This window comes from Cupriavidus pauculus, from assembly GCF_008801835.1.
Classification (GTDB): Bacteria; Pseudomonadota; Gammaproteobacteria; order Burkholderiales; family Burkholderiaceae; genus Cupriavidus; species Cupriavidus pauculus.
The window spans coordinates 352566-378595 of the sequence record NZ_VZOW01000001.1 but is presented as its reverse complement, the minus strand read 5'-3'; the positions used below and the strand labels follow the sequence as shown (position 1 = coordinate 378595).

Annotated in this window: 18 protein-coding genes; 7 read left to right on the top strand and 11 right to left on the bottom strand. The window is 64.1% G+C overall.

Annotated elements, in window-relative coordinates:
* Positions 1–31: 31 nt before the first annotated feature.
* The 8 genes from F7R19_RS01595 to F7R19_RS29635 form a co-directional block, all read right to left on the bottom strand.
* Positions 32–2128, bottom strand: coding sequence for an acetate--CoA ligase family protein (locus F7R19_RS01595; protein WP_150979143.1), 2097 nt, complete (start codon positions 2126–2128; stop codon positions 32–34).
* 27 nt (positions 2129–2155) lie between these two features.
* On the bottom strand, positions 2156–2509 hold the full coding sequence (locus F7R19_RS01590; RefSeq protein ID WP_150979142.1) for a Zn-ribbon domain-containing OB-fold protein: 354 nt from the start codon (positions 2507–2509) through the stop codon (positions 2156–2158).
* A complete protein-coding gene (locus tag F7R19_RS01585; protein WP_223505739.1) occupies positions 2506–3669 on the bottom strand; it encodes a thiolase family protein in 1164 nt (387 codons plus the stop codon). Before F7R19_RS01585 ends, F7R19_RS01590 begins: the two co-directional genes overlap by 4 nt.
* The gene (locus F7R19_RS01580; RefSeq protein ID WP_150979141.1) at positions 3648–4886 is read right to left on the bottom strand and encodes an ABC transporter substrate-binding protein; all 1239 of its coding nucleotides are present in this window, start codon (positions 4884–4886) and stop codon (positions 3648–3650) included. The genes F7R19_RS01585 and F7R19_RS01580 overlap by 22 nt, the downstream gene beginning before the upstream one ends.
* Before the next feature lie 82 nt (positions 4887–4968).
* A complete protein-coding gene (locus F7R19_RS01575; protein ID WP_150979140.1) occupies positions 4969–6027 on the bottom strand; it encodes a cyclase family protein in 1059 nt (352 codons plus the stop codon).
* Positions 6028–6030: 3 nt separating this feature from the next.
* Positions 6031–6834, bottom strand: coding sequence for an IclR family transcriptional regulator (locus tag F7R19_RS01570; RefSeq protein WP_150979139.1), 804 nt, complete (start codon positions 6832–6834; stop codon positions 6031–6033).
* 260 nt (positions 6835–7094) lie between these two features.
* Entirely contained in the window at positions 7095–8387 is a 1293-nt protein-coding gene (locus tag F7R19_RS01565) for an AI-2E family transporter (protein ID WP_223505737.1), read from the bottom strand.
* Between the two features lie 228 nt (positions 8388–8615).
* Positions 8616–8780: a hypothetical protein gene (locus F7R19_RS29635; RefSeq protein WP_167585507.1), complete on the bottom strand. Its 165-nt coding sequence runs from the start codon at positions 8778–8780 to the stop codon at positions 8616–8618.
* Positions 8781–9110: 330 nt separating this feature from the next.
* On the opposite strand from F7R19_RS29635, the gene F7R19_RS01560 reads away from it, so the two are divergent.
* Positions 9111–9569: a hypothetical protein gene (locus tag F7R19_RS01560; protein WP_150979138.1), complete on the top strand. Its 459-nt coding sequence runs from the start codon at positions 9111–9113 to the stop codon at positions 9567–9569.
* Positions 9570–9657: 88 nt separating this feature from the next.
* On the opposite strand, the gene F7R19_RS01555 is transcribed toward F7R19_RS01560, so the two are convergent.
* The 3 genes from F7R19_RS01555 to F7R19_RS01545 form a co-directional block, all read right to left on the bottom strand.
* Positions 9658–10101 (bottom strand): hypothetical protein, encoded by a 444-nt coding sequence (locus F7R19_RS01555; protein ID WP_061960196.1) that lies wholly within the window; start codon positions 10099–10101, stop codon positions 9658–9660.
* Positions 10102–10291: 190 nt separating this feature from the next.
* The gene (locus F7R19_RS01550) at positions 10292–11929 is read right to left on the bottom strand and encodes an MBL fold metallo-hydrolase (RefSeq protein ID WP_150979288.1); all 1638 of its coding nucleotides are present in this window, start codon (positions 11927–11929) and stop codon (positions 10292–10294) included.
* 184 nt (positions 11930–12113) lie between these two features.
* Entirely contained in the window at positions 12114–14495 is a 2382-nt protein-coding gene (locus F7R19_RS01545; RefSeq protein ID WP_150979137.1) for a DNA polymerase II, read from the bottom strand.
* 404 nt (positions 14496–14899) lie between these two features.
* Between F7R19_RS01545 and F7R19_RS01540 the strand changes: the two genes are divergently transcribed.
* From F7R19_RS01540 to F7R19_RS01515, 6 genes are all read left to right on the top strand, one after another.
* Positions 14900–15550 (top strand): hypothetical protein, encoded by a 651-nt coding sequence (locus F7R19_RS01540; RefSeq protein WP_150979136.1) that lies wholly within the window; start codon positions 14900–14902, stop codon positions 15548–15550.
* A 121-nt stretch (positions 15551–15671) separates the two neighbouring features.
* Positions 15672–16256, top strand: coding sequence for a hypothetical protein (locus F7R19_RS01535; protein ID WP_150979135.1), 585 nt, complete (start codon positions 15672–15674; stop codon positions 16254–16256).
* 44 nt (positions 16257–16300) lie between these two features.
* Positions 16301–16912: a hypothetical protein gene (locus tag F7R19_RS01530; RefSeq protein ID WP_211922698.1), complete on the top strand. Its 612-nt coding sequence runs from the start codon at positions 16301–16303 to the stop codon at positions 16910–16912.
* Between the two features lie 308 nt (positions 16913–17220).
* A complete protein-coding gene (locus F7R19_RS01525; protein WP_150979133.1) occupies positions 17221–25299 on the top strand; it encodes a hemagglutinin repeat-containing protein in 8079 nt (2692 codons plus the stop codon).
* Positions 25296–25544: a hypothetical protein gene (locus F7R19_RS01520; RefSeq protein ID WP_061960118.1), complete on the top strand. Its 249-nt coding sequence runs from the start codon at positions 25296–25298 to the stop codon at positions 25542–25544. Before F7R19_RS01525 ends, F7R19_RS01520 begins: the two co-directional genes overlap by 4 nt.
* A 95-nt stretch (positions 25545–25639) precedes the next feature.
* Entirely contained in the window at positions 25640–25966 is a 327-nt protein-coding gene (locus F7R19_RS01515; RefSeq protein WP_084004321.1) for a colicin immunity protein, read from the top strand.
* Positions 25967–26030: the final 64 nt, after the last annotated feature.

Below are 26030 nucleotides of genomic sequence, written 5' to 3'. Positions count from 1 at the left end.
TGACAGTTTGTTTGTCGGTGTGGACAATGTCCTAGCTTGCAACCTCCATCAACGCATCGACCACCACCGCGCCCGATTCGCCGAGCATGACCGGGTTGAGATCGACCGAGCGGATCTTGCCGTGCGCGTGGTGCACCAGGTCGCCGACACGGGCGGCCAGCGCGCAGAGTGCAGGCACGTCGAGCGGCGCTTCGCCGCGCACGCCGTCGAGCAGCGGCGCCATGCGCAGGCGTCGCACCGCGCGTTCGATGGCGGCGGGCGTGGCGGGCGCCAGCAGCACTGCCGTGTCACGCACGGTTTCCACATACTTGCCGCCATCGCCCACCAGCAGCACCGCGCCGAACACAGGGTCCCAGTGCGCGCCGACCATGCATTCGCGCCGCCCGCGCGTCATGCGCGCGACGATCACGCCTTCGCATGGCGCATGCATCGACTGCAGCGTTTGCGTCTGTCGCGCAAAGGCCTCGACGATGGTTGCGCGATCGTCGCAGTGCAACGCCACGAGCCCGAATTCGCTCTTGTGCGGCACCGCCGCAGAACTGGCTTTGACGGCCACTGGGGCGCCGATACGCTGCCAGGCGGCCACTGCTTCGTCGGCGGTCTTGCAAAGATAATGTTCGACAACCGGCACGCCGGCCTCTGCCAGATGCGCCAGGCTGGCCGCTTCGCTGAGCGTGAGCGCGGCCGCCGGCAACGAGGGAGACGAAGCCGACGATGCGGGCCGCGCAGGCATCGCAGGCTCGCTGGCGTTATCGCGTAGCAACTGCTGGTGTGCGGTCAACTGGTCGAATGCTGCCAGTGCATCGGCGGCGTGGAAGAACGTCGGCACATTGGCGGCGCGAAGCACGCTGGCCACCGATTCCTGCCACGCGGCCACCGCAACCGGCTTGCCAGCCTGATCGGCAAACTGCGCGGCGTCGCGCGCAAAGCGGGGCACGTCATAGCCCATGCCCGCCACGGGAATATCGAGCAGCACCAGATCGGCCGAGTCGTCGGCGCCCACCACCGGCAGCACGTCGCCAAACAAGCCGCTGTTGGTCAGCAGCGCGGCGGTGACGTCCACCGGATTGGCCGTGGCGGCAAAGCCGGGCAGGCGCTCGGCCAGCGCCGATTGCGTGGCGGCCGATAGCGGCGCCATGGCGATGCCTAGCGTGTCGGCGGTGTCGGTCGCCATCACGCAACTTGCGCCCGAATTGCTGACCACCACCAGCCGCCGCCCGGATGGCTGCCAGCCGCGCAGGTAAAGCGGCGCGCAGCGCGCGAGCGCATGCGCGTCTTCCACGCGCCAGATGCCATGACGCGCCAGAAAGGCGTCCACCGCGCGATCCTCGTTGGCCATGGCGCCCGTGTGGGACGCGGCGGCGCGTGCGCCGGCCTGCGAGCGTCCCGACTTGACGGCGACCACCGGCACGCCGCGCGCACGCGCCACGGCGGCGGCTTCGGCCAGCACGTCGGGATCGTTCAATGTTTCCAGATAGAGCAGCAGCAATCGCACATCGGGATCATGTGCGACGGCCAGCGCCAGTTCACTGACGGTGACATCGGCCTGGTTGCCGGTGGCGTGCACGTGGCGCACGCCAATGCCCTGGTGTCGCAGCAGCCCATATACCAGCGCCGCGGTGCCGCCACTCTGGCTGACCACCGCGACCGGGCCGTCCTGCGGCGCAATCTCGATAAACATGGTCGAGAAGCTCGCGATGGCACCATTGCCGAAGTTGGCCAGCCCCTGGCTGTTCGGCCCGACGATGCGCAGGTTTGCGTCGCGCGCAATGCGCACCATCTCGTCCTGCTGACGCTTGCCGGCTTCGCCGGCCTCGCCGAATCCGGACGCAATCACGATCGCCGCATTCACGCCAAGTCGCGCGCAATCGGCCACCGCCTGCACCGCCGCGTCGCCGGCCACGACAATCACCGCCAGATCGGGCGCCTCGGGCAGTGCGTCCAGCGATGGATACGAGCGCAGGCCCTGCAGCGTGTCGCGCTGCGGATTCACGGGATAGATCGTGCCGGCGTAGCCCATCTGCTGCATGTAGTGGATCGGCCGGCCGCCGATCTTGTGGATATTGTCGGAAGCGCCGACGATGGCGACGGAACGCGGCGAGAGCAGGGCGGAGAGCGTGGAAGTCATTGCGTCAGGTTGGAAAGTGGGGATGTGTCAGGAGCGCGTGAACCGCAGCAGCATTTGTCCGTCGACATCGAAAAATCCGGCGCGTACGCGCTGGCCGATGACGATGCCGGGCTCGGCATGGCCCATCACGCGCGGGCCTTCATCGAGCGTGGCCAGCACCAGCGTGTATGGCGCCAGCGCCTGGAATGCCTCGGTAGGCGCGCGGAACACTTCGGTCACGGCATAGACAGTGGCCATGCCTGCGGCATCGCGCCAGATCAGCCGCGTGTTGCCGCATGCCCGGCAGGCATGGCGCTGCAGGGGCTGCCACGCGCCGCACGACTCGCAGCACTGGAAACGCAGCGCGCCTGCGGCAAGTCCTTCGGAAAATGGGCAGCTCATGGCGTCTCCAGTACCAGGCTGACGTGCGACGACAGCACGCCGCCATCTGCGTGAAACAGTGCGCGCCGACGCGCCGCGATCTGGCGCGAGCCGGCCCGTCCAGCCAGTTGGCGCGCCGCTTCGGCCAGATGCATAAGCCCGCCGGCTACGCCGGAATGGCCGAATGCCAACAGGCCGCCGTGTGTGTTCAGCGGCAGCAGTCCATCGGCCGCAAAGTCGCCCTTGCGCAGCCGTGCCACCGCTTGACCGCGCGGCGCCACGCCAAGTTCTTCGAGCAGCATCACCAGCGTGATCGTGAATGAGTCGTAGATCGCCAGATAGTCGATATCGTCGAGCGTGCGCCGTGCCTCGGACAGCGCGCGCGCGGCGGCATCTGCCGCGCCGCTGCGCATCACATCGTCGATCGCACCGAGATGCTGATGGCGATGCGCCTGTCCGGCGCCGGCGATGCGCACCGGCACGCCCGGGCCCGCTTCGGCGGACACCACCATCGCCACGGCGCCGTCGGAAATCGGGCAGCAATCGGACAGGCGCAGCGGGCTGGCGATGGGCCGCGCGGCGCGCGCCGCGTCAATGTCGAGCGGCTCGCGCAGGTGCGCATCGGGATGCCCGGCCGCATGCGCACGCATCAACACCGCAAAGTCGGAAAGATCGTCGGCCGCCATGCCCGCTTCGTGCAGATAGCGCGACGCCAGCAGCGCGTAATAGGCCGGCACGGAAGCGCCGTTCGGCACCTCGATCTCGGGCTCGCCGACTTGCGCCAGCGTCTGCATCGACTGGTCGCGGCTTTGGCCGCTCAGCCGGTTTTCGCCGGCCACGACCAGCACATGGCGGCAGCGTCCCGCGCGCACCAGATCGTGCGCGAGCATCGCCATCAGCCCGCCCGTGGCGCCGCCGCCCGCCATGCCGTGCGCATATGCCGGCTGCAGCGACGCGAACTCGCAGAAGCGGTCGGCCAGCATCAGGTGCGGCAACGTGGTTGCGTAGCCGCACAGCACGCCGTCGATGTCGCGGCGGCCCAGTTGCGCGTCATCGAGCGCCGCATCACTGGCCTGCGCCATCAGCGTGAGCGGAGTGCTGCCCGGCAGCCGGCCAAAGCGCGTGTTGCCGACGCCGCGCACGTAGCTGACGCCGTCGCTCATTTCTTCAGCAGCGGGCATTGCGATTTGGCCGCGGGCATGAAGGCCTGATCGCCGGGCACGGTGGCCAGCAGCTTGTAGTAGTCCCACGGATACTTCGATTCTTCGGGCTTTTTCACTTCGAACAGGTACATGTCGTGCACCATCCGCCCGTCTTCGCGGATGCGGCCATTCTTGGCGAAGAAATCGTTGATCGGCATCGACTTCATCTGCTTCATTACGGCCGCGGTGTCGTCGGTGCCGGCCGCCTGTACGGCCTTCAGGTAATGCGTGACCGACGAATAGACGCCCGCCTGGCTCATGTTGGGCATCTTCTTGACCTTGTCGAAGTACTTGCGCGACCACGCACGCGTGGCGTCGTTCATGTCCCAGTAGAACGCTTCGGTCAGTACCAGCCCCTGCGCGGTTTTCAGGCCGATGGCGTGGATATCGTTGATGTACAGCAGCAGGCCCGCCAGCTTTTGCGTGCCGTTGCGGGTCAGGCCGAATTCGGAAGCGGCCTTGATGGCGTTGACCGTATCGCCACCGGCGTTGGCCAGTCCCACCACTTGCGCGCGGCTGGCCTGCGCCTGCAGCAGATAGGACGCGAAATCGCTGGTGTTGATCGGATGGCGCGCGGCCCCGAGCACCTGGCCGCCCGCCTCGGTCACGACCGTCGTGGCGGATTGCTGCAGCGTGTGGCCGAACGCATAGTCGGCGGTCAGGAAGAACCAGCTCTTGCCGCCGCGCTGCACCATCGCCTTGGCCGTGGTGTTGGCCAGCGCGTAGGTGTCGTAGGCGTAGTGAACCGATACCGGCGTGCACAGGTCGTTGGTGATGCGCTCGGTGCCGGGGCCCGAGAACACCACGATCTTGTTCTTCTGTTTTGCCACGTCCAGCACGGCCAGCGCGGGCGCCGACGCGGCCACGTCGAGGATCGCGTCGACCTTGTCCTGATCGAACCATTCGCGCGCCTTGTTTGCGGCGATATCGGCCTTGTTCTGGTGATCGACGACCACCAGTTCGATTTTCTTGCCCAGCACCTTGCCGCCGAAATCATCGATCGCCATCTGGGCGGCGGCTGCGCTGCCGCGGCCCGTGACATCGGCGTAGAGTCCGCTCATGTCGAGCAGCAGGCCGATCTTGACGATATCGTCGGAGATGCCGCCCTTCGGCTGCGCGCTGGCCGGTGCCGCTGCGCAGAGCGACGCCGCAACCGCGATGGCGCCCAAAACGTGCTGGATGACGCTGTTTTTCATGGTGTCTCCTCCATGGTGGCTCGAATGTGTGGCCCGTTTCGATCCGCCGTGCATGCCGCGGCGGCGACGGGCCTCGGTATGGTCAAACGGTGGCGATCGGCGTGGTCGGAGACCCCACCGCGCCCGGCAGACGCAGCGGCGGGGCGGTCAGCATGAAGCGCGTGCGGCCGTGCGCGCGCAGCCAGTCAGCCAGTTCGCGCAGATACCAGAGCTCGCCCAGCGGCAGCCCCAGCTTGAACAGGCAGTGATGGTGCAGCGGCAGCAGCGGATGCGTTTTCGCATCGTCGGCGGGCGGCAGCGCCGGATAACGCTCGACGGCATAGTTGTCGGCGATCAGCGCGGCGATTCCCGCGTCGGTGATCCAGTTCAGCAGCCGGTCATCGCGTCCGTTCAGCGCGCAGCAGCTGTGATGCAGCACGTGTTCGTCGGGATTGCGCTGCATCGACAGCACCACCTCGGCAAAGCCGGTGCGCAGCAGCAGCATGTCGCCGCGCTCGACTTCCACGCGATGCGTTTGCATCGCGCGCATCAGGTCGTCGTAGCCGACGTTGCGGAAATCGTTGCCGTAAACATCGGCCAGATCCACCAGCACGCCGCGGCCCTGCATGCCTTTCACGGCGAAATTCTCGATGCCGAGTGCATCGGCGTGGCTGGCATGGCCATGGCCGCAGTCGTGCGCCTCGAAGTGATCGTCCTCGGCGTAGTCCACCGGGCCCACCACATCGGTATTGGCGCGAAAGCCGTTGTAATAGACGCGCTCGGCGCGCCCATCGCCATCGGCATCGAACAGCGCGCCCACATGCGCCAGCGAATCCCATTGCGTCGAATACTGCAGGCACAGCAACACCTGATCGTCGCTGATCACGTCGGTGGCGGCTGGATTGACCTTGGCCAGCGGGAAGTTCAGGTAGGGGATGTCGTCGCGAAAGGTGGGGCGGAGCTGCGGCGGATGCCGGCGCGGATTGAGCTTGTTGCCGCCGGGGTAGTCGAGCGGCATCGACAGGCAGAAGCTGATGCCGGCCTGAATTTCTCGCGCGCCCTTGACCACCTGTTCCGGGCCGATCAGGTTGACGCGCCCGAGTTGATCGTCAGGGCCGAAATCGCCCCAGTTGGAGCCTTCCGGACGTTGCTTCCAGCGCATGCTTCATGCCTCCTCGGGTGGTTGGGAATGTCTTTGGGGCCGGCCGGGCGCGGCTGCAGGCGTGCGCCATGCCGCGCTGACCGCGTCGGCCTCGCGGCGCAGGGCGCGCGCCAGCGCCGGCTCGCGCTCGGCAATGCGCTCGTTGAGTGCGGCGATGCTGATGGCGCCCAGCGGATAGCCATCGGGGCCGGGCAGCGCGATGCCGATGCCGCCCATGCGCTCGACCACCACGTCGAGCAGCACCGCATAGCCACGTTCGCGCGTGGCGTCGACATGGCGGCGCAGCATCGCCACGTCGATCAGCGGATAGCGCTTCAGCGACGGCTCGATGCACGCCAGCACCGCGTCGATCTCGTCGTCGGGGAGCGCCGCCAGCAGCGCGAGGCTGCCGGCGCCTACGCCGAGCGGGCGTCGGCTGCCGATATCGAGATAGTTGGCGCGGATCGGGAAGCTGCCGAGCCGCAGCTCCAGGCATACCGATTCCCATCCGCTCGGCACCGACAGAATCGCCGTGTCCTCGAAGGTATTGGCCAGACGGATCAGGGCGGGGCGCACCAGCGGGCGCATGTCCAGCCGTCGCTGCGATGCGGCCTGCAGCGTGAGCCATTCGCGTCCGGGAGAAAACGCCTTGGTTTCGGGGTCGCGTTCGACCATGCCTTCGGCCATCAGCGTGTCGAGCAGACGCAGCGCCGAAGCCTTGTCCACGCGCGCGGCGGCGGCCAGATCGGTGAGCCGCGCGTGGCGCGTATCGGACAGCGCACGCAGCAGCCGGCAGGCTTTCTGCAGCGATGTGCTCTGGACGGTCACGGATACGTCTCCCCCTGTTCGAATTTCATCGCATGAAATACTTGGGTGCGCGGCAACGGTTGGTTTATAGGCGATATGCCGCGCGCGGTCATTCTGCGATGCATCAAAGTTTTGCGGGATGAAATCCGTGCGGCCGGTTTGACACGCACGCGCGTATGGCACACGCGGAAGTCAGGCGCGCGGCCTGTTCGGCGCGATGAGGAGGAGAGGACGGGAAGGGTGAATGAGGTGGCGCCGCCGGTCGACGCCTATTGCGGCGATTACTCGCCAAGAAATTCTGCGAGCACTTCCAGACCTTCGACGTGGTCTGCCACCACTTTGATGATGACCGCCAGCGGGATGGCCAGCAGCATTCCCGCCACCCCCCATAGCCATGTGAACACCAGCAGCGCAACAAAGACGGCGACTGCATTCATGCGGGCCATGCGGCCCGTCATCCAGGTCGTCATGCCATTGCCGATCAGCGTGGCAACTAGCAGCGATCCACCGGCCGCGGCCGCGGCAATCGCCAGCGTGCCGAATTGCATGAACGCGGCAACGCCCAGGCAGATGGCAATCAGCACCGCGCCGAAATACGGCACCAGGTGCAGCGCTCCAGCGGCCAGAGCCCACGCGCCGGCGTTGTCGATGGACAGGAATTTGAGCAGCACATAGGTGCAGATGGCCAACGCGCTGTTGGTGATCAGGAGCATCAGCATGTAGCGCTGGATCGACCGGTTGATCTCCTCAAGCATATGCACGTTGATCTTCTTCTGGCTGATCGTCTTGCCCGCCATCTTGATGAACTTGCGCTTGAAGATGTCGCCCGCCAGCAGCAGGAACCATGTCAGGAACAGCACTACCACGGCCTGCGCCATCATCGCGAATACGCCGATCGATCCGGCCCACAGCATCGTGTTGAGGCTGTCGGCCGGGCGCTCGACCACAATCGGGCCGCCACGCACGGGCGCCTGCCCGGTGCCGCCAAGGATTGTTGCGGCCCGCCGCACTTTCTGCAGCATCGAGTCGTCGCCGCTGAGCAGCGCGCCCACTGAACGCGACAGCTTGCTGGCGATCTCGGGAAGGCGGTCGACTATCGACGCAACCTGACCTTGCAGCAGATAGATGGCGCACAGCATCAGCGCCAGTCCGCCCAACATGACCACTGTTGCGCCCACCGCGCGCGGCACGTGCTGGCGCTGCAACAGGTTCACCATCGGCGACAACAGATAGGCGATGACGACGGACAGCACGATCGGCACGATGACGGGACGCGCCAGATGCAGCATGAAGACGGTGCCGAGTGTGGCCAGTATCACCAACGCGATGCTGGCGCGGCGCATCGACCCGGTCCAGGCGGGCGGTGTGTAGTCGGGCATGGTGACCGGCGCGGCGGCCGAGGCGATCGATCGTTCCGCAGGCGCCGCGCTGGTTTCGAGAGCTGCTTTTACCGCTGCGCCTGAAATGCCGGCGGGATTGTCCTGTGCCGCCAATGGCGGTTCAGCGCTGGGCATGCCGCCCGGAGATGGCGTTGCAGGGTGCGGCGCGGCGGAAGAGGGTGGGACGATCGACATGGCTCGCGGCGCAGTTAACAACGCTGGTTTGGGGGCTCGATGAAGGGATAGACCTGCTCCGAGCATAGCGGGCAGCGGCGGCGCCAAGTGTCGGCGCGCAACGGGTCGGCGTGTAGGACAGACGCGCAACGCGCGCAGCCTGCGGCGTGGCGGGCGCTTGAATGCAAAACGCCGGTCTTGTGAACCGGCGTTTTGGGAAAGCTGAAAAAACCTGAGCTGGCGGGTGATTCAACGCGTCAGCGTGGGCGGATCGTCCGCGCATGGGCCTGAAGACGCATCGAGCAGCTGGTGCTGTTTGAGCAGGGGGTCGTTCTTGAGCATCCACCGTGCACCGAAAGCCAGTGCCACGATGCAGGCCAGCATATACGCAACGATCGCAGTGAGAGTCAGCATGGTTCTGTCACAGGAGAGGGTTGCGACCGCAGGGACCGACGTTTGCAAAAAATCGAAGCAAGAACCACAAACGCGGTGGGCCGGATGGGATCGGATTGTATGTGACAGCAGACGTTGATCCCAACCTATCGCGCCTGAAATTTTCTGTATGCCGATCTAAGCGTCACTAATATCGGCAGGATCTGCGATATGCCGGTGGCCAATATCGGGCCAGTGCTGGGGATGACTGGATGCGGCGGCCGAGCCGTTGATACGTATCAAGCGGCAGGCCGGCAAGGTGGGAGTATGGTCTTGCCTCTTTCAACTTGCCGAAGACAAGAGGACCTGCCCATGTATCCGAACCTGATCGTCCGCTGCGGATCGGGCCCGCAACGGTTTCTGCCGCTTCCGCGTAATCACCTCGAACTGATCCTGGAATGTCCGTCATCGGCCGCACAGGCGCCAGCGACCGCCAACCTTGGCGACAATCTCGCGCTGTTTGTCCGCAGCCCATTCCAGGAGATCTACTTCGAGAACCTTCCCTCCATCACCTGGCGGACAGCCTACGACGTGCGCGAATTGCTGGCGCCGGACGGATCGGTGTTCTACGTGGGGGACTTCACCAACGTCAGCGTCGCCATCTCGACGCTGACCGGTACTTACCAACGATTTGGCCAACAAGCTGTGTCGGCCGATATCGCGGTCCAGGACCGCGTCGAGCGACAGCTCAAGTCGCGCTTGTTGCTGATCGATGCTGCAGCGCACTGGCGTGTGCTCACGCTGCGCGACGTCGACCGGTGGCGCACGTGACCGCCGCAGGCATCGGCATCGGCATGGCATGGGCATCGGCATCGGCATCAGGCGTCCCGACGGCCGGGGCCGGTCTGCGCCCTCAGTCTCAGTAGAAGCAGCCAAGTTCGTACTGTTCCGCACGCAACGCGCGCACATTGTCGCGATAGCGGTCGGCGCGGCTCCAGTATTCGGTCTGCTGCATCGCACGTTCCGACGCCCGCGCCTGATACTCGAGTGCCCGGCACTGGTTCCAGAAGGCGTTCTGCGCGCGCCATGCCACTTCCTCGTCGCGCGTGTCCCAGTTCTGGATCTGTCGGGACATCTGCGCGCGGTTTTCCAGATACGCCTGTTCGTCCTTCTTTACCCTGGCCGATTTGGTGACTGTGGTGACGTTGCCGCGCATAGTAGACGTCACGTCCCGATAGCCGGCCGGGCAGGACGCCGCCGTATAGAGCGTGTCGCCCGCGCCCTGGCATTTGGTGACGGCGTGCGCGGCGCCGGCGGCGGTCAGCATCAGCAGCAACAGCGGGGCGACGAGCGGTCGGCACATGATGGCGCTCCGGGGAGTCGGGATGCCATCACTGTAGGCAGCCGCGCGCGTCGTTGCCAGCGGATCAAGGTATCCAGATATTTCCGCGCGCATGGCGGCATTGGCGGCATGTCGGCCAGTCGATAGCACTCAGGGCGCACGCCGGATTCCCTTCCCTTCGATCATCCGGCGCCGGTGTCCGTCCGCACCGTCAGACCAGCGCCCAGATTCCGTCGACGTCCCGCGCCGCGCCATCGGCTTCCAGCTTGCGCAGATGCGCCAGCAGCGAGCGCTGCGCCACGGGATGCATGCGCGGCGGCACATCGTCATAGACGCTGGCCAGCAGCGTGGCGATATCGGCGGGGGCCAGCGCGCGCAGCGCGTTCATGACCTTGGCCTCGCGTTGCTGGCGATGACGGATCAACAGCCGGATCGCATCGTGAGGCCGCGGCATCAGGAAGCCATGCCCGGGCGCGATCCACTCCAGATCTTCCGACAGCAGCGCCTGCAGCGAGGCCAGATAGGCGCGCATGTCGCCATCGGGCGGATTGATGACGACGGTCGAGCCCTGCATGACGTGGTCGCCGGTGAACAGCGTTTTCTCTTCTTCGAGCAGGTAGCACAGATGGTTGGACGCATGCCCGGGCGTGTGGATCACGCGCAGCGTGGTGTGCGGACCGAGCGCGATGCGATCGCCATGTGCGGGCATGTGATCGGGCCGGAACGTCTGGTCCTGCCGATCGAGGACTGCGGTGGTGCGGCCCCATACCGGCGCCGCAGTGGCCTCGCGCAGGCGGACCGATCCGGGCGAATGATCGAGATGGGTATGCGTGACCAGGATCCATTTCACCGGCCCCGGCGCAGCAGCCATCACGGCGTCGAAATGCGCGGTGTCGTCGGGGCCGGGGTCGATCACGGCCCACTGGTTGTCCGCGCCCGCTACGAAATACGTGTTGGTTCCTGGGCCGGTCATGGCATTGCCATTGTTGGCCGTAACGCGCCAGACGCGCTCAGAAAGCCGGACCGCCAACCCAGGTTCCAGCGTGTAGCGCGCATGGCCGGCACCATCGGGATCGATGCGAGCGATCTCGGCGTAGGGCGCTTCCTCGGGCATCACCGGCCGCTGTCCCTGGGGGCCGTCGGCAAGCCGCGGCATCACCAGCGGGATATGGCGCTGCTGGCGCGCGTAGTCGATACAGGCCTGCGCCGTTTCGAAATGCGCAATCGACTGCAGGATCTTGCGCGTGGCGTTGACCAGAGTGAGACGATTGGCCGGATCGATCGCGTCCACCGGACGCATCCAGCGGTGTTCCACGGCTTCCACGCCGTCATGGATCGCCGTCTGCCCGGCGGGCAGCAACGCCATGAAGAAGCGCGTATCAAAGCGCTTGGCCAGCCCCGGCGGCGTCAGCCAGTAAGCGCAGTAGGCAAGCTGGTCCGCCGCCACTTTCAAGCCGAGCATCTCGCACACATGGGCCAGCCCCTTGCCGCCGTAGCCCGCCGCCTCGCGCAGTTGCTCGCGCACCTGCGCATCGAGTTCGTCGAGCCGGACGATGCGCCCGTCAGCATCGTACGCAAATAACAGATTGGCTTCCTCGAACGCTTCGCGGACCGCGCATAGGTAGTAATCGAGCCCATTCGACGCCACGCCGAGCCGGGCGCTGGCCTGCGCGTCGTCGAGTCCCGCGCACAGCGGATGCAGTGCCGTGTCCTGCGGATCGAGCACGCCGCCGGGAAACACGAAGGCGCCCGCGCTGCGATCGTCCTCGCGCTGCGGCCGGCGCATCATGAGGATTTCCATGCCTTGCGGGCCGTCGCGCAGCACCAGCATGCTGGCGGCGTGACGCATCGCTTTGGAGCGGACCGGAGCGGCGAAACTGTCGGACGGCGCGGCGGACGGGGTGGTGGAGGAAGCAGAAGCGGCAGATGACATGGGGCGGGACGAAGTCTCTTCGGATTCTTTATCGGCGAATGTCGGCGATTGTAGCGGGTTGCCGCATTGCCGCATCGCAGCAAAAATCCGCCAGACCGTCCTATTGCGGAAACAGCGCCATCTGCCCGGTCAGCAAGGTCTCGAAATCGTCGTCCAGGAACGGCAGGATCGCGTCGGCGATGGGCTGCAATTGGCGTGTGACGTAGTGTTCATAGTCGATCGGCGCGGCGCGTGTTTCCAGTGGCTGCGGGCCGGCTACGGTCATCAGGTAGCTGATCCAGCCGCCGTTCTGGTACTGGCGCGGACGCCCCTGGCTGTCGTTGAAGGCATCGGCGATGCGGGCGGCGCGCACATGGGGCGGCACGTTGCGCTGATACTCGTCGAGCTGGCGTCGCAGACGCTTGCGGTACACCAGCAGGTCGTCCAACTCGCCGGCCAGCGTGCGGCGCACCGTGTCGCGCACGTAATCGCGATACGGTTCGCGATTGAAGATCTTTTCGTACAGCGTCTGCTGGAACTGCTGCGCCAGGGGCGACCAGTCCGTGCGCACGGTTTCCAGCCCCTTGAAGACCATGTCCACGGTGCCGTCGGCGCGCATCACCTGGCCCGCATAGCGCTTTTTGCTGCCGAGTTCGGCGCCGCGAATGGTCGGCATCAGGAAGCGCCGGAAGTGCGTTTCGAACTGCAACTCCAGCGCGCTCTCCAGCCCGTACGTCTGCCACAAATGATCGCGCCACCAGTCGTTGACATACGCCACCAGGCTGCGACCGATGCTGGCGGCGTCGCCTTCGTCGCGCGCCCGGCGCAGCCAGACGAAGGTGGAATCGGTGTCGCCGTAGATCACTTCATAGCCGCGCGCTTCGATCAGTTGGCGCGTCTGGCGCATGATTTCGTGTCCACGCATGGTGATCGACGAGGCCAGCCTTGCGTCGAAGAAGCGGCATCCGCTTGACCCGAGCACGCCGTAGAAGGCGTTCATGATGATCTTGAGGGCCTGCGACAGCGGCTTGTTGCCGTCGCGTTTGGCGGACTCGCGGCCCTGCCATACGCGCGCCACGATCGACGGCAGGCAATGTTTGGTGCGCGAGAAGCGGGCGCCGCGAAACCCCGGCACCGAATCGGCGTCGTCGGGATGCGCGAGCCCTTCCACCAGACCGATCGGGTCGATCAGGAAGGTGCGAATGATCGACGGATACAGGCTCTTGTAGTCGAGCACCAGCACCGATTCGTACAGCCCGGGGCGCGAGTCCATCACGAAGCCGCCCGGGCTGGCCTCGGGTGTCTTGTCGCCAAGATTGGGCGCCACATAGCCCTGCCGATGCATCAGCGGCATGTACAGGTGCGTAAATGCGGCCACCGATCCGCCGTTGCGGTCGGCCGGCAAGCCCGTCACGGTGGCGCGTTCCAGCAGGAACGGCAGCAGCTCGGTTTTCTCGAAGATGCGCGTCACCAGTTCGCAGTCGCGCAGGTTATAGCGCGCCAGCGCGGGCTTGTCTTCGGCAAACATGCGATCGATCTCGTCCATGCGGTCATAGGGGTTGTCGATCGCCTTGCCTTCGCCCAGCAGCGTACGCGCCACCGATTCCAGGCTGAAGGACGGAAAGCTCCAGGTCGCCGAGCGCAACGCTTCGATGCCGTCGATGATCCAGCGGCCCGGCGCCCCAGCGAAGTAGTGCTGCTGGCGATTGTGCTCGCGCCATTCCATCTCCGCGCCGCCGCGGCCAAGCTTCAGCGGGATTTGATATTGACGCGCATGCTCGCGCAGCACACGCAGGTCGAACTGGATCAGATTCCAGCCGATTACCGCGTCCGGATCGTGCAACGCCATCCAGTCATTGAGTCGCTCGATCAGTTCCTGGCGCGATGCGCAGTATGCGAGCGCGAAATCGGTGTCGGACGCGGCCGCAGCCGGATCCCGCTGTGGGGCAGGGCCGAGCATATAGACCTGACGCTGCCCACAGCCTTCCAGCGCAATCGAATACAGGTCGCCGAATGCGTTTGTCTCGATGTCGAGCGACGCCAGACGCAGCGGTGGCCGATAGTCCGCCGCCGGTTTCAGTTGCGCGTTGCGCAGCACGCCGTCCGCACCGGCATCGCCGTCGAACCAGACCGGCGCGGTAATGAAGCGCTCCATCAGATAGCGCTCGGGTGGGCGGATGTCGGCCTCGTAGACATCCACGCCCGCCTCGCGCAGCGTCTTTTCCAACTGGATCAGTTGCCGATGCTGCTGACAGTAGAGGCCGAGCACGGGACGGCGCTGGAAATCCTGCAGTTGCAGCGGCCGAAGCGCCGCATTGCGTTCGCCGCGCAACAGCGCCTCCGCCACTTCGCGCTGGCTTTCGGGAATGAAGGCGGTCGACGTCTGGGCCGGCAGGCGCACCCGGCGCGAGCCATCATCGGTAGCGAGCCAGAACTCGACCTCCGTGCCGGCGGGCGTATCGCGCCAATGTCGGGTCAGGATAAAACCCTGCTGAAGTGCCACGCTGCAAGACCTCGGGATGTGTTTCTGGCGTGGATTCTAGCGGATCGGCCATGGCGCGGCCGGTTAGGCGCGCGCCGCTACCGGCAGCCGTGCCAAAGTCGCCGAGGGCTGATTTGGATACCGACAGACACGTGTGATCGTCAGTATTTCGCCGCGCATAGTTTGATGTTTCTCTATCTAATTTCCGAAAATATCGCATATGCGCGACACATCAAAGCAAGGCGAAATCCATGGATAATCAAACTCAACATTCCGTCGATCGCGTGCCAATTGCAGAATTCTTGATGTAGACGGACAGGGGCGGCATTTGACAATGCTAACTTCTGACTTTGCCACGTTCCGAATGCTGGACGTACCACGCCACACGCGCCACCACCTTCCTCACAGCCCAATCGGTGAAATCCATGAACGAAACGCAAGCCGCTATTTCCATTCAAAAAGCCTGGCGCTCATTTGCGAGCGATCGAAGAAATGTTGTCAGCGAAAGTCGCGGCATTGCGCTGCGGATCGGCCATCGCATCCGTGGCTGGCATGATTTCTACCGCTATCAGAGGCAAAACAGAATCGTTTTGGTCTTCAATGGAAATGCCGAGAATCCAATGGTCGGTCATTCCTACTTTGCGCTTCAGAACGTCTTGTGGAGCCTTGTTTTGGGGCCCCGGCGCGATATTGCCGCGCGGGTTGCCGGCGCTTTTTCGCGTTATCCGGTCGGCGCCGACCGCCCGCATGCGGGAGAATTTGCGGGTATCGTATCCGGCCGCGAAGGCGTGCCTGACATGACCATTTTCAGGGAAAAGATCGAATACCTGGGAACGAAAGGCAATCTCTTCGTGCTCGATGCGATCTACACGCGATTCTTTCGGCAAGCATTCTATGCTGAGGTCGGGCAATTCACCGCAATGCCTTATTCGTATGGCCTGCACTACAACTGCAATACGCTCGTTAGAAACGTGCTCAGGCGGCTGGTGCAACTTGCCGCCGAAAGCCCCGCGCCCCGAGCTCAGCAGCCGCGCGTATATACCGATGCGGACGCGCTGTCCGTACTGATGGGGTGAGATGGCGCGGGCCAACCATGGTCAGTTAGGCGCGCCGATTCGTTGCTGACTTGAACCATCTCAATGCGGGAATACAGCAAAGGCATGCAGAGTAACGCTTTTATTCTTTTGCTACGACATAATGATTCCATCGGAAGCCGCAATGCGCATCCAGCGGGCCTGGCGCGTCTTTGCAAGAGAAAGCCGCCATGTGGTTGAAGAATGCATGGCAATTGCCGGGCGACTAGGAACTCCGGTGCATGATTGGGATGACTTCCAAAGGTATCAGGCAAATGGACGCATCGTCGTGCAGATCAATGGCGATGCCGCCAGCCCCTTCCTTGGCCACTCCCGCTTTATCGTCAACGGCATGTTCTGGGAGCTTCTGCTGAACACGCGGTCGATTCTGGAACCTCTGGTCGGCGACAATTTCGCTCGTTATGAAAGTAGGCGGGACACAAATTCAGTCACATACGCAGGCATTTCCTGTGGCCGGGAGCACATGCTTCGCTGCGTCAACTTCAAACGCAAGATTGCGCGTCTCATGGCTGCCGATCGGGTTCTGGTTCTCGACGACGCACACACGCCGTATTTCAAGCCGTTTTTTCTCGCAGAAGTGACGCGTTTTACCTCGGGACCATATTCTTACGGACTGCACTACAACTGCCATACCCTCATCCGCAACGTGCTGTTGCGCATGGAAAAGGTGGCAATGTCGAATCTGTAAAAATGGCCCGCCATTTTTAACCTCACGGTCGATTTTCCTATCTCTTGATGAATCCCTCGATAGACATCGTCCGGACGGAATCGGCCAGACGCATCCAGCGATGTTGGCACGCGTTTGCAACCGGTCGGCGATATGCGCCAGATGATGCCAGGGCACTTGCCCGGCGTCTTGGCAATCCGGTTGTCGACGAAAGCGATTACTACGCGTCGCTGTCGAAGAAACGCGTTCTCTTTTACATCAATGGCGCATCTGGAGACCCAACTAATGGGCATTCGGCCTTTATATTCGACGATGCGTTCTGGCATCTCGTGATTGGTGTCAGGTCGTTGATGACGGCTCGCGGGCAGTCCAACTTTTCGCGATACCCAATCGCTCATCGACCGCGCAATGACCTGTACTCGGTGATTTGCTGCCATGACACCTGGTCGGTGGATACCGATCCCCATTACGCGGCGAAGGTCAGGTACCTGGTCGGCAAAGGCGTCTTCTTCACGCTGCGGGAACAATATGCGCCGCTTTTTCTTCCCGCGTTTCATGCCGAGCGTGAACAATTCATCGCCTCACCGTTTTCGTACGGTTTTCATTACAACTGCAATACCCTCGTTCGAAATGTTCTCATGCGGATTCTCCAAATGGCCATTCGCAAGCCGGTGTAATGCATCGATGTAAGGGAAAAGGGGCTCAGAGAAATCGGTTGGCCATTTGTTGATGCATGTGGTCATCGCTGGCAGGGAAGTCTGCTCGGGTGTGAGGCCGCAGGCGGCTTCAGATGGCTCCCATTGGAACTCGACCGATATTTGCGACCCGGGCGCATTCTGGTCCAGCGCTTATCACGTCGGACTATCCCACGCATATAGAAAATATCCGAATCAATCGAATTGACGATCTTTGAGATTCATTAACCCTTGATCGATACCTTCTCGGTTAACGTGCGCCACCCAGTCCCCTGCACCTGACCGAGACTATGAATCGCTGTTGCTATCGAGTCGTTTTCAACCGGCGCCGCCGCATGTTCATGGCGGTCCAGGAGTCGGCGACTCGCCAGGGCAAGGGCCGCGACGGCGGCAGCCCGGCCGCGACGACCACCGGCGAAGCGCACACCGTGCGCTTCGCGCGGCCGGCGATGGGGCTTGCGGTCTGGATGGCTTTGGGCCTGCCAACAAGTGGCTGGGCGCAGGTGGTGGCGGACCCCAACGCGGGCGCAAATCGGCCCACGATTGGCCAAACGGGAAACGGCCTGCCGCAGGTCGATATCACGCGGCCGTCGGCCGCCGGCGTATCGACCAACGCCTACACGCAGTTCGACGTGCCCAGGGCGGGCGTTATCCTCAATAACTCGCCGACCGTCACCGCGACGCAACAGGCTGGGTACATCAACGGCAATCCGAACCTGCTGCCCGGCGGCTCCGCACGGATCATCGTCAACCAGGTGACGAGCACGCTGCCGAGTCAGTTGCGGGGATATCTGGAGGTGGCGGGGCCACGCAGCGAAGTGATCGTGGCCAACCCCAACGGGATTCTGGTGGACGGCGCTGGCTTCATCAACACCAGCCGCGCCACGCTTACCACCGGTGTGCCCGCATTTGGGGGCAGCGGCAGCCTGGACGCGTTTCGCGTCACCGGTGGCCAGATCACGGTCCAGGGCGACGGCCTGAATGCCGCGCGCGTCGATCAGGTCGATCTGATTGCGCGGGCGGTGCAGGCGAATGGCGCACTGTATGCGGACCAGCTCAATGTCATTGCGGGCGCCAACCAGGTCAGCCATGACAGCTTGAGCGCGACGCCGATTGCGGGCGCGGCTGCCACGCCCACTGTGGGGATCGATGTCGCGCAGCTTGGCGGGATGTATGCCAACAAGATCCTGCTGGCCTCGACCGAGCATGGCGTGGGCGTCGCGCTGCGTGGCGTCGCTGCGGCACAGGCCGGAGACCTGACGCTCACCACCCAAGGCAAGCTGGTGCTGGCCGGGCAGGCCAACGCGAGCGGCCAACTGGCCGCCTACGCGCGCGGCGGGATCGACAACACGGGCACGACGTACGGCACGCAGGGCGTTTCGGTCAGCACCGATGGCGCACTGTCGAACAGCGGCACGCTAGCCGCGCAGCAGTGGCTCAACGTCATGGGCGACAGTGTGTTCTCGACCGGGACGATTGCGGCCGGCGTGAACGCGGATGGCACCATTGCCACGGGCGCGCAGGACGGCGTGATGAGTGGCGTCAACGGTGGTGTCACCGGCGGCGACGGCGATGTGCGGCTCGCGGCCGGAACAGTGACAAATCACGGGCAGGTCATCGCATTGGGCGATGCCACGATCGATGCGACGTCGCTCGACAACGCCGCAGGCACCATCGTCGCCGGCGGTCAGCTCGATGTGGCGACATCCGGCGCGATCAGCAACCGCCAGGGCAATCTGTACGGCCAGTCCGGCCTGTCGATCAGCAGTAGCTGGCTGGACAACAACGGCGGGTCGGCACAGACCCATGGCGACCTGACCGTCAGCGCAACCGGCGCCGTCACGAATACCGATGGGATGTTGGCGGCAAACGGCGATCACGGCAGCCTATCGGTTGCCGGCGCCAGCGTGGATAACACGCGCGGCGTGATCGGCAATTCGGGCGACGGCGCGACCACGGTCACGGCTTCCGCCACGCTCACCAACACCGCCGGCAGGCTGGGTGGCAATGGCGACGTCAGTGTTCACGCCCAAACACTCGCGAACAATACCGACAGCACGACCGGCGCGCTGCTGGCCGCCGGCCGCGCGTTGCATCTCGACGTTGCGACCGCGGTGGACAACCGCAGCGGGTCGCTCTACGGCGGCAACGGCCTGACGCTGGACCAGGCCGGCGCGACGCTCGATAACACGGGCGGCCAGATCCTCGGCGGCACCGACGTAAAACTGAATGTCGCATCGCTGAACAACCTGAGCGGCGCGATCCGGGCCAACCAGGACGTCGCCGTGGCCGGTGCCATCTCAGGCAGCGGCGAGATGGCGGCCGGGCGTAATTTGTCGCTGGCCATCGTGGGCGACTACAGCAACGACGCCGCGAACAGGCTGCGCGCCGATGGCGACATGCTGGTGTCCGCGACTGGCACGCTGACCAACACCGGCACGCTCGCCGCCGTCGGCGGGGTGACCGTCCAGGCGGCCGATGTCGTCAACGCCGCCGGCGCGGATATGAACGGCACGACGACCACGGTCACCGCTGCGCACGCGCTCTCGAATGCGGGTCGCATCGAAGGCGATACGGTCTACACGAACAGTCCGTCGATCATCAACACCGGCACGATCCTTGGCAACAACGTCACCGTGCAAGGTACGGACGTCATGAACCATGGCGCCGCCGCCCTGATGGCCGCTGTCCAGAACCTGAACGTCTACGCCAGCGATTCGGTACAGAATCTGGATGGCGCCACGCTCTACAGTGCCGGCAACCTGCAAATCGCCCGCGATGGCAGGCGAGACCCCGATACCGGCCTGCTGGTAGATCAGACGAAAGCCCTGACGAACAGGTCGGCCACCATCGAGGCCGAAGGCGATATCGACATCGCGGCCACGCAGGTCAGCAATACGCGCACGAGCATCGTGACCGCGCCCGGGACGCCCACATCGACCAGCCAGACGCTGACGATCTGGCAGGCCGGACTCTCGGACGGGGAACTCAGCCACCACACCAGTATCACCTTCCCCGGTTGGACCTGGAATGCCAGCAACGCACAGGTCAGCACGCCCCAGACGGAAGCCTTGCGCGCACCGATCACGGTGACGGTGGACAAGTCGACCGTCACGGGGTTGGACATCGGCAAGCAGACGCTGACATTCACTGAGTCGCCGATCGAGCAGTATGTGGGGTACGCCGCGGCGCCCAACTGCGATGTCGGCACGGGCATCTGCTCGCGCCCGATTGCTACCCATCCGACCCAGTACTACCAGTCCATCACCGACAACGGCAGCACCTACAGCATTACTTTCTGGCCGGATTGGGACCCGAACCAGCACATCCGGCCGGATCAGGTGCGTCAGGAGAACTTCGGGCACGACTACAACGAGATCGCCCGAACCACCGTCACCACCACGGCCACCGATCAACTGATCAGCGCCTCGGACCCGGCCAGGATCCAGGCCGGCGGCAGCATCCGCATCCACAGCAGCGGCGGCGACATTCTGAACCAGTCGTCGATCATGGCCGCGGGCGAAGACCTGATCCGGGTTGCCGCAGACGGCGCCGTTCAGGATATCGGCACCGCATTGCAGCAGACGGTAAGTACCGCGGAAACCTCCACGTTCTACTGGCATCAGCGCACCGGCGGCAGCCAGGACTGGCAGGACGTGGCGTATCCGTCGACGCCACAGGCGCCGACCACGGTCATGGCGCTGCCGGCCATTGCGTCGGCCAACCAGACGGTGCAAACCAGCGCGCAAACGATCGACGTCACGACGGTGAACCGCTCGGGCGAGATCGTCACCGGTAGCGGCGTATCGGGTGGCAGCGCGCAAGACGTCATCGCGAACCTGCGGCTGCCCACCAACGACCTGTATCACTACCAGAGCGCACCGGACGCGACGTACCTGATCGCCACCGATCCGCGCTTCACGCAATACGGAACCTTCCTCTCCAGCGACTACATGCTCGGCCAACTGGGGCTGGACCCCATGAAGACGCAGAAGCGGCTGGGCGATGGCTTCTACGAGGAGAAGTTGATTCGTGATCAGGTCACGCAACTGACCGGCCGCACCTTCCTGGCGGGCTACAGCGACAACCTGACCGAGTACCAGGCGTTGATGGACAACGGCGTGGCCTATGCCAGCGCTTTCAATCTGACACCCGGAATCGGCCTGACGGCCGATCAGATGGCACAGCTCAGCACCGACATGGTGTGGCTGGTCAGCCAGGAAGTGACGCTGCCCGATGGCTCGCAGCAGACCGTGCTGATACCGAAGCTCTATCTCGCGACATCGCACACCGTCGACCTGCAAAGCTCCGGGGCGCTGGTGACCGGCAGCCAGGTCAGCCTGAATGCGTCGGGCGACGTCACCAACAGCGGCAAGCTGGTGGGGGATCTGACCACCCAAGTGCTGGGCCACAACATCGTCAACCATGGCCAGATCGGCGGCACCGGAACGACCGTGGTGCAAGCCCAGCAGGACGTGCGCAACGTCGGCGGGCGCATCGCCGGAACGGATACGCTCGTCACGGCTGGGCGGGACGTGATCAACGCCTCGCAGACGATCACCAATACGACCACACTGTCCAACGGCAACAGCGCCAGCGCCACCGGCGTGGGGGCAGTGGGTACGATCTCGGCCACCAACAATATCGATGTGCTGGCCGGGCGCGATATCAGCATGGCCGGCGGCAATGTGAGTGCCGGCAAGGACGCGCTGCTCGGCGCCGGCCGCGACCTGAACCTCGGTACGGTGGCAACCGGTACCACCCAAGGCGCCTCCGCGCACGGCGGGCAGGATTATCTGCACGACGAGACCACGTCAGGCGCGGGCAGCCTGGTGCAGGCCGGCGGCAATGTCACGGCCGTCGCAGGCCGCGATGCCACGCTGAGTGGATCGGCGATCCTGGCCGGCGAAGACGCAACGCTGTTGGCTGGGCGCAACACGACGGTCACGGCGTCCCTGGACACGCACACACGCGACGCGGGCGCGTTCAGCAACAAGCAGTCTCAGTTCACGGAGTTGTCTTACGACGAGACCGCGCGTGGCAGTTCGATAAACGCGGGGAACAATGCCACGTTGGGGGCCGGGCAAACCGTGGCTGGCGCGATCCTGCAAGCCAATGGCATCACGCCTGCGGCCACCGACGTCGGCGGTACAGCCGGCGGCAAGGTCGGCGACCTCGCCATCCTCGGCTCATCGGTCACCACGGGCAGCGCAAACGGTGATGGCGGCGCGGCCACGCTCGCCGCAGCGGGCGACGTCACCGTCGGCACCGTCACCGAACAGCACACTTCCGAGGGATGGTCCCAGACGCGGCGCTCGGGCTTTCTGTCCAAGGAGCAGACGACCACGCAGACAAGCCAGCAGCAATCCGTCGCGGTGGGCTCTCTCGTATCGGCGGACAGCATCGCCGCCAGCGCTGGTCGGGATCTGACCGTGATGGGTTCCAGCATCGCGGGCAGTGGCGACGTTTCCCTGCACGCCGACCGCAATCTCGTGATTGGCGCGGCAGAGAATTTGACTTCGAGCACCACGTCGCAGGACACCCGCAAGTCGGGCATGTTCTCGAGTGGCGGCGCTTCCGTGACGTTCGGCAAACAGCAGGTCAACCAGACACAGTCTGAGCAGTCCATCACCCATACGGGCTCCATGGTCGGCAGCGTCGACGGAAATGTCAGCCTGAGTGCGGGCGAAGGCTATGCACAGACCGGCAGCGCCGTGACGGCACTACAAGGAGACGTGGACATCCGCGCCAAGACAGTCGATATCACGGCTGCCACGGATTCCTGGCGTTCCGACCAGGAATCCCACTTCAAGCAAAGCGGCCTGACGATTGCCGTGTCCAATCCGGTGCTTGCCGCGGCGCAGACCGCCACCCAGATGGCGCAGGCCCAAAGCCAGACCAGCGATCCGCGCATGAAGGCACTCGCCGGGGCGGCCACCGGGCTGGCAGGCAAGAACGCCTTCGATGCGGTGAGCAAAGATCCGCAGGCCGCCGGCGGCATCAGCCTGAGCATCACGGCGGGCAGCGCGAAGCGCGATAGCACGCAAACGCAGACCAGTACGACGGCCCGTGGCAGCCAGGTCAACGCTGGCGGCAACGTGAGCATCCAGGCGACGGGCGCCGGTCAAGGTAGCAACCTCAACATCATCGGCAGCGACATCAACGCTGGCAACGACCTGCGTCTCAAAGCCGACAATCAGGTCAATCTCCAGGCCGCAGTCAACACGGCCGAGCAGCACAGCACCAGCAAGAGCGTGTCCGGTGGCGTGGGCGTGGCCGTCGGCTACGGCTCCAACGGCGCGGCCTTCGGCGTGACGGCCAATGCCGCCGCTGCGCGAGGGAATGCCGATGGCAACGACGTGTCGTGGACCAACGCCCACGCCACGGCAGGTAACACCCTCACCATCGAATCGGGCGGGGACACCAACCTCAAAGGCGCGGTGGCGTCCGGCAATCAGGTCGTCGCCAACGTGGGTGGCAACCTGAATATGGAGAGCCTGCAGGACACCAGCACGTATTCCAGCAAGGACCGGTCGAGCAGTGGCAGCGTGACGATCGGTAATGGCTTCTCGGGCAGCGCCAGCGTCAGCCAGCAGAAGATGGACAGCGACTTCGCAAGCGTTGGCGAACAGACCGCGATCCGGGCCGGCAGCGATGGCTATCAGATCGACGTCAAGGGCCATACCGATCTCGCGGGCGCGGTGATTGCGGGCGGGACAGCGGACAAGAACCGCTTGTCCACCGACACCCTGACCGTCAACGACATCCAGAATCACGCCGATTACAGCGCCAGCAGCATCGGGATGGGTGGCGGCTATTCGTCGGGCGGCAGCAGCGGCAAGTCGGGCGTCGGCGTCAATCAAAGCGGCGAGGCTTCGACGGCTGGGTCCGGCGCCGTGCCGGGCACCGATCTGCCGACCACAGGCGGCGCTGGCCAGGGCTTCTCGTTCGCGCCCCCGATGGTGGCCGCGGCGTCGGGCGACGCCAGCAGCACCACGCAAAGCGGCATCAGCGCCGGCAACATCACGATCCGCGACGATGCGAGGCAGCAGGAGCTGACCGGCAAGAGCGCCGAGGACACCGTAGCCGGCGTGAACCGCGACACGACGAACATCGAGAATGCCTTGAGCCCGATCTTCAATGCAACCGAGATCAAGGCGGACTTCGAGATCGTGGGTGCGCTGCAGCGCGAATCGGGAATCTTCCTGAACAACCGGGCGACCGAAGCGGAGTCGGCCAAGAAGGCGGTCGAAGCCGCGGCCAAGGATCCGAACGCGTCCCCCGAGCAGATCGCCGCCCTGCAACAGCAGGCCGATGACCTCGCAAAGTGGGGGCAAGGCGGGACGTACCGTCAGGTGATGACGGCACTGACGGCGGCGGCCAGTGGCAACGTGACGGGATCGACAGCCCAGTTCGCGCAGAACGCAGCGGTGGGGTACCTGCAAGGGCTGGCGGCAAATGAGGTCAAGGGACTGGCGGATTCGCTAGGCAAGGGCACGCCGGAGGCTGAGACCGCGCGTGCGGCGCTACATGCGATCGTCGGTTGCGCGGGCGCCGCCGCGGCCAGCCAGAGTTGCGGAGCCGGCGCGATGGGTGCGGCCAGCGCATCGGTGCTGGGTTCGCTGCTGAGCCCGACCGATGGCATGACCGCGGAGCAGAAGCAGGCGCGGGAGAATGCGATTCAGAGTCTGGTAGCGGGGGTGGTGGGTGCAACGGGCGGGAACGCGGCCACGGCGATGAACGGGGCGACGTTCGAGATCGAGAACAATCAACTTGCGCTGCCGCCGCCTACACCGATTTGGATACCCGGAGAGCAGCAGAAGCCTTTCCAGACCCCTGGCATGCCCGTGGATCCGAGCGAGGCCACGCTGACTGGTGCGCCAAATAAGGCAAAGGACAATGTAACCAAGCCGTTCATGCAGCCCACGCAGGATTATGTCGATGCAGTGGTAACCGCAACAAAGAAGCCGATCTCCATCCCGTTGCAGATCGTGCAGGGGCTAGGGGCAATTTTCAACAGTGCTGAGAAGGGTTCAAGCCAACTTGGTGGTAGGTCCCTGGAAGACCTCTCGAATGCTGGTCGGCAAGTAGACCCGGCCGATCGTGGCGGCGAGATAACTACGGCAGGACGGGCTCTCCAGAAACACGGAAGCAGGCCAGATAGCGCTTTCCCTTCAGCGAAGGGCAATCCGTCACAGATGAATGACCAAGGCCAGGAAGTACTTGATGGGATATTGAAGTCGCCAGGTGCTACTGTTAAGGACAACAACCGATTTGGTGGTATAGACGTGATCGCACCAGACGGCCGCGGTGCTAGATTTGATGCAGATGGCCGTTTCCGTGGATTCTTGGAGCCCCCTATAAAATGAAGCAAGACCCTAAGCTGGAAATTGTGATCGCTAGCGATGTTGACTACGCAGAGCTGATTGCCGAAATTTATAGCGATGGCAAGTTTGTTGCGCTCGTGAGCCAAGATGATGGCATCAAGCATCTGAAGGTTGTATTCCCTGGCTGCGATGGAAACGAGGTAGCAATCGTGCGAAACGTGGGGCTTGAATGGCTCAAACAAGCACTGGTACAGGCCGAAATAGCACTAGTCGATGGCCGTAGATAGAAAGAGCAACGGGAGTGCCTTATTGCGGTTGAAATCCCGCCTTGCACCCTGCGACGCTATTTATCTCTAACGATCGAGGATGGCAAGAAAGCGAAATGAAGATTGATCCACAACGTCGTTACGCATCACCCGAATCCTTTTTTGATTTGGACGGAAGCGTCGTTATGAAGCTGTCTGCGGATTCAGCGACAGCTATTTGTCGCGCTGCGGGAGCTCGTGGGCTTGTCATCACTCGCGTTGAAGGTGGCATCTGGCACCATCCTGGCTTCGAGGCCAGAGTCGATTGTATTTGGGATGGCGTAGATCCACCCGTGAGTCGTGACGTGGCGATGGTCAATAACAAAGCTGCCCGAGATTTCATCAATGACGAAAAATCAGAACACGATACCTTCGTCATCACGGCGCTGCGTTTTGAAGGTTAGACGGGACAAATTCCGGAAACGGTGGCGCTCTGTTGCGTCAACAATTCTCGGCATGATGTTGCTG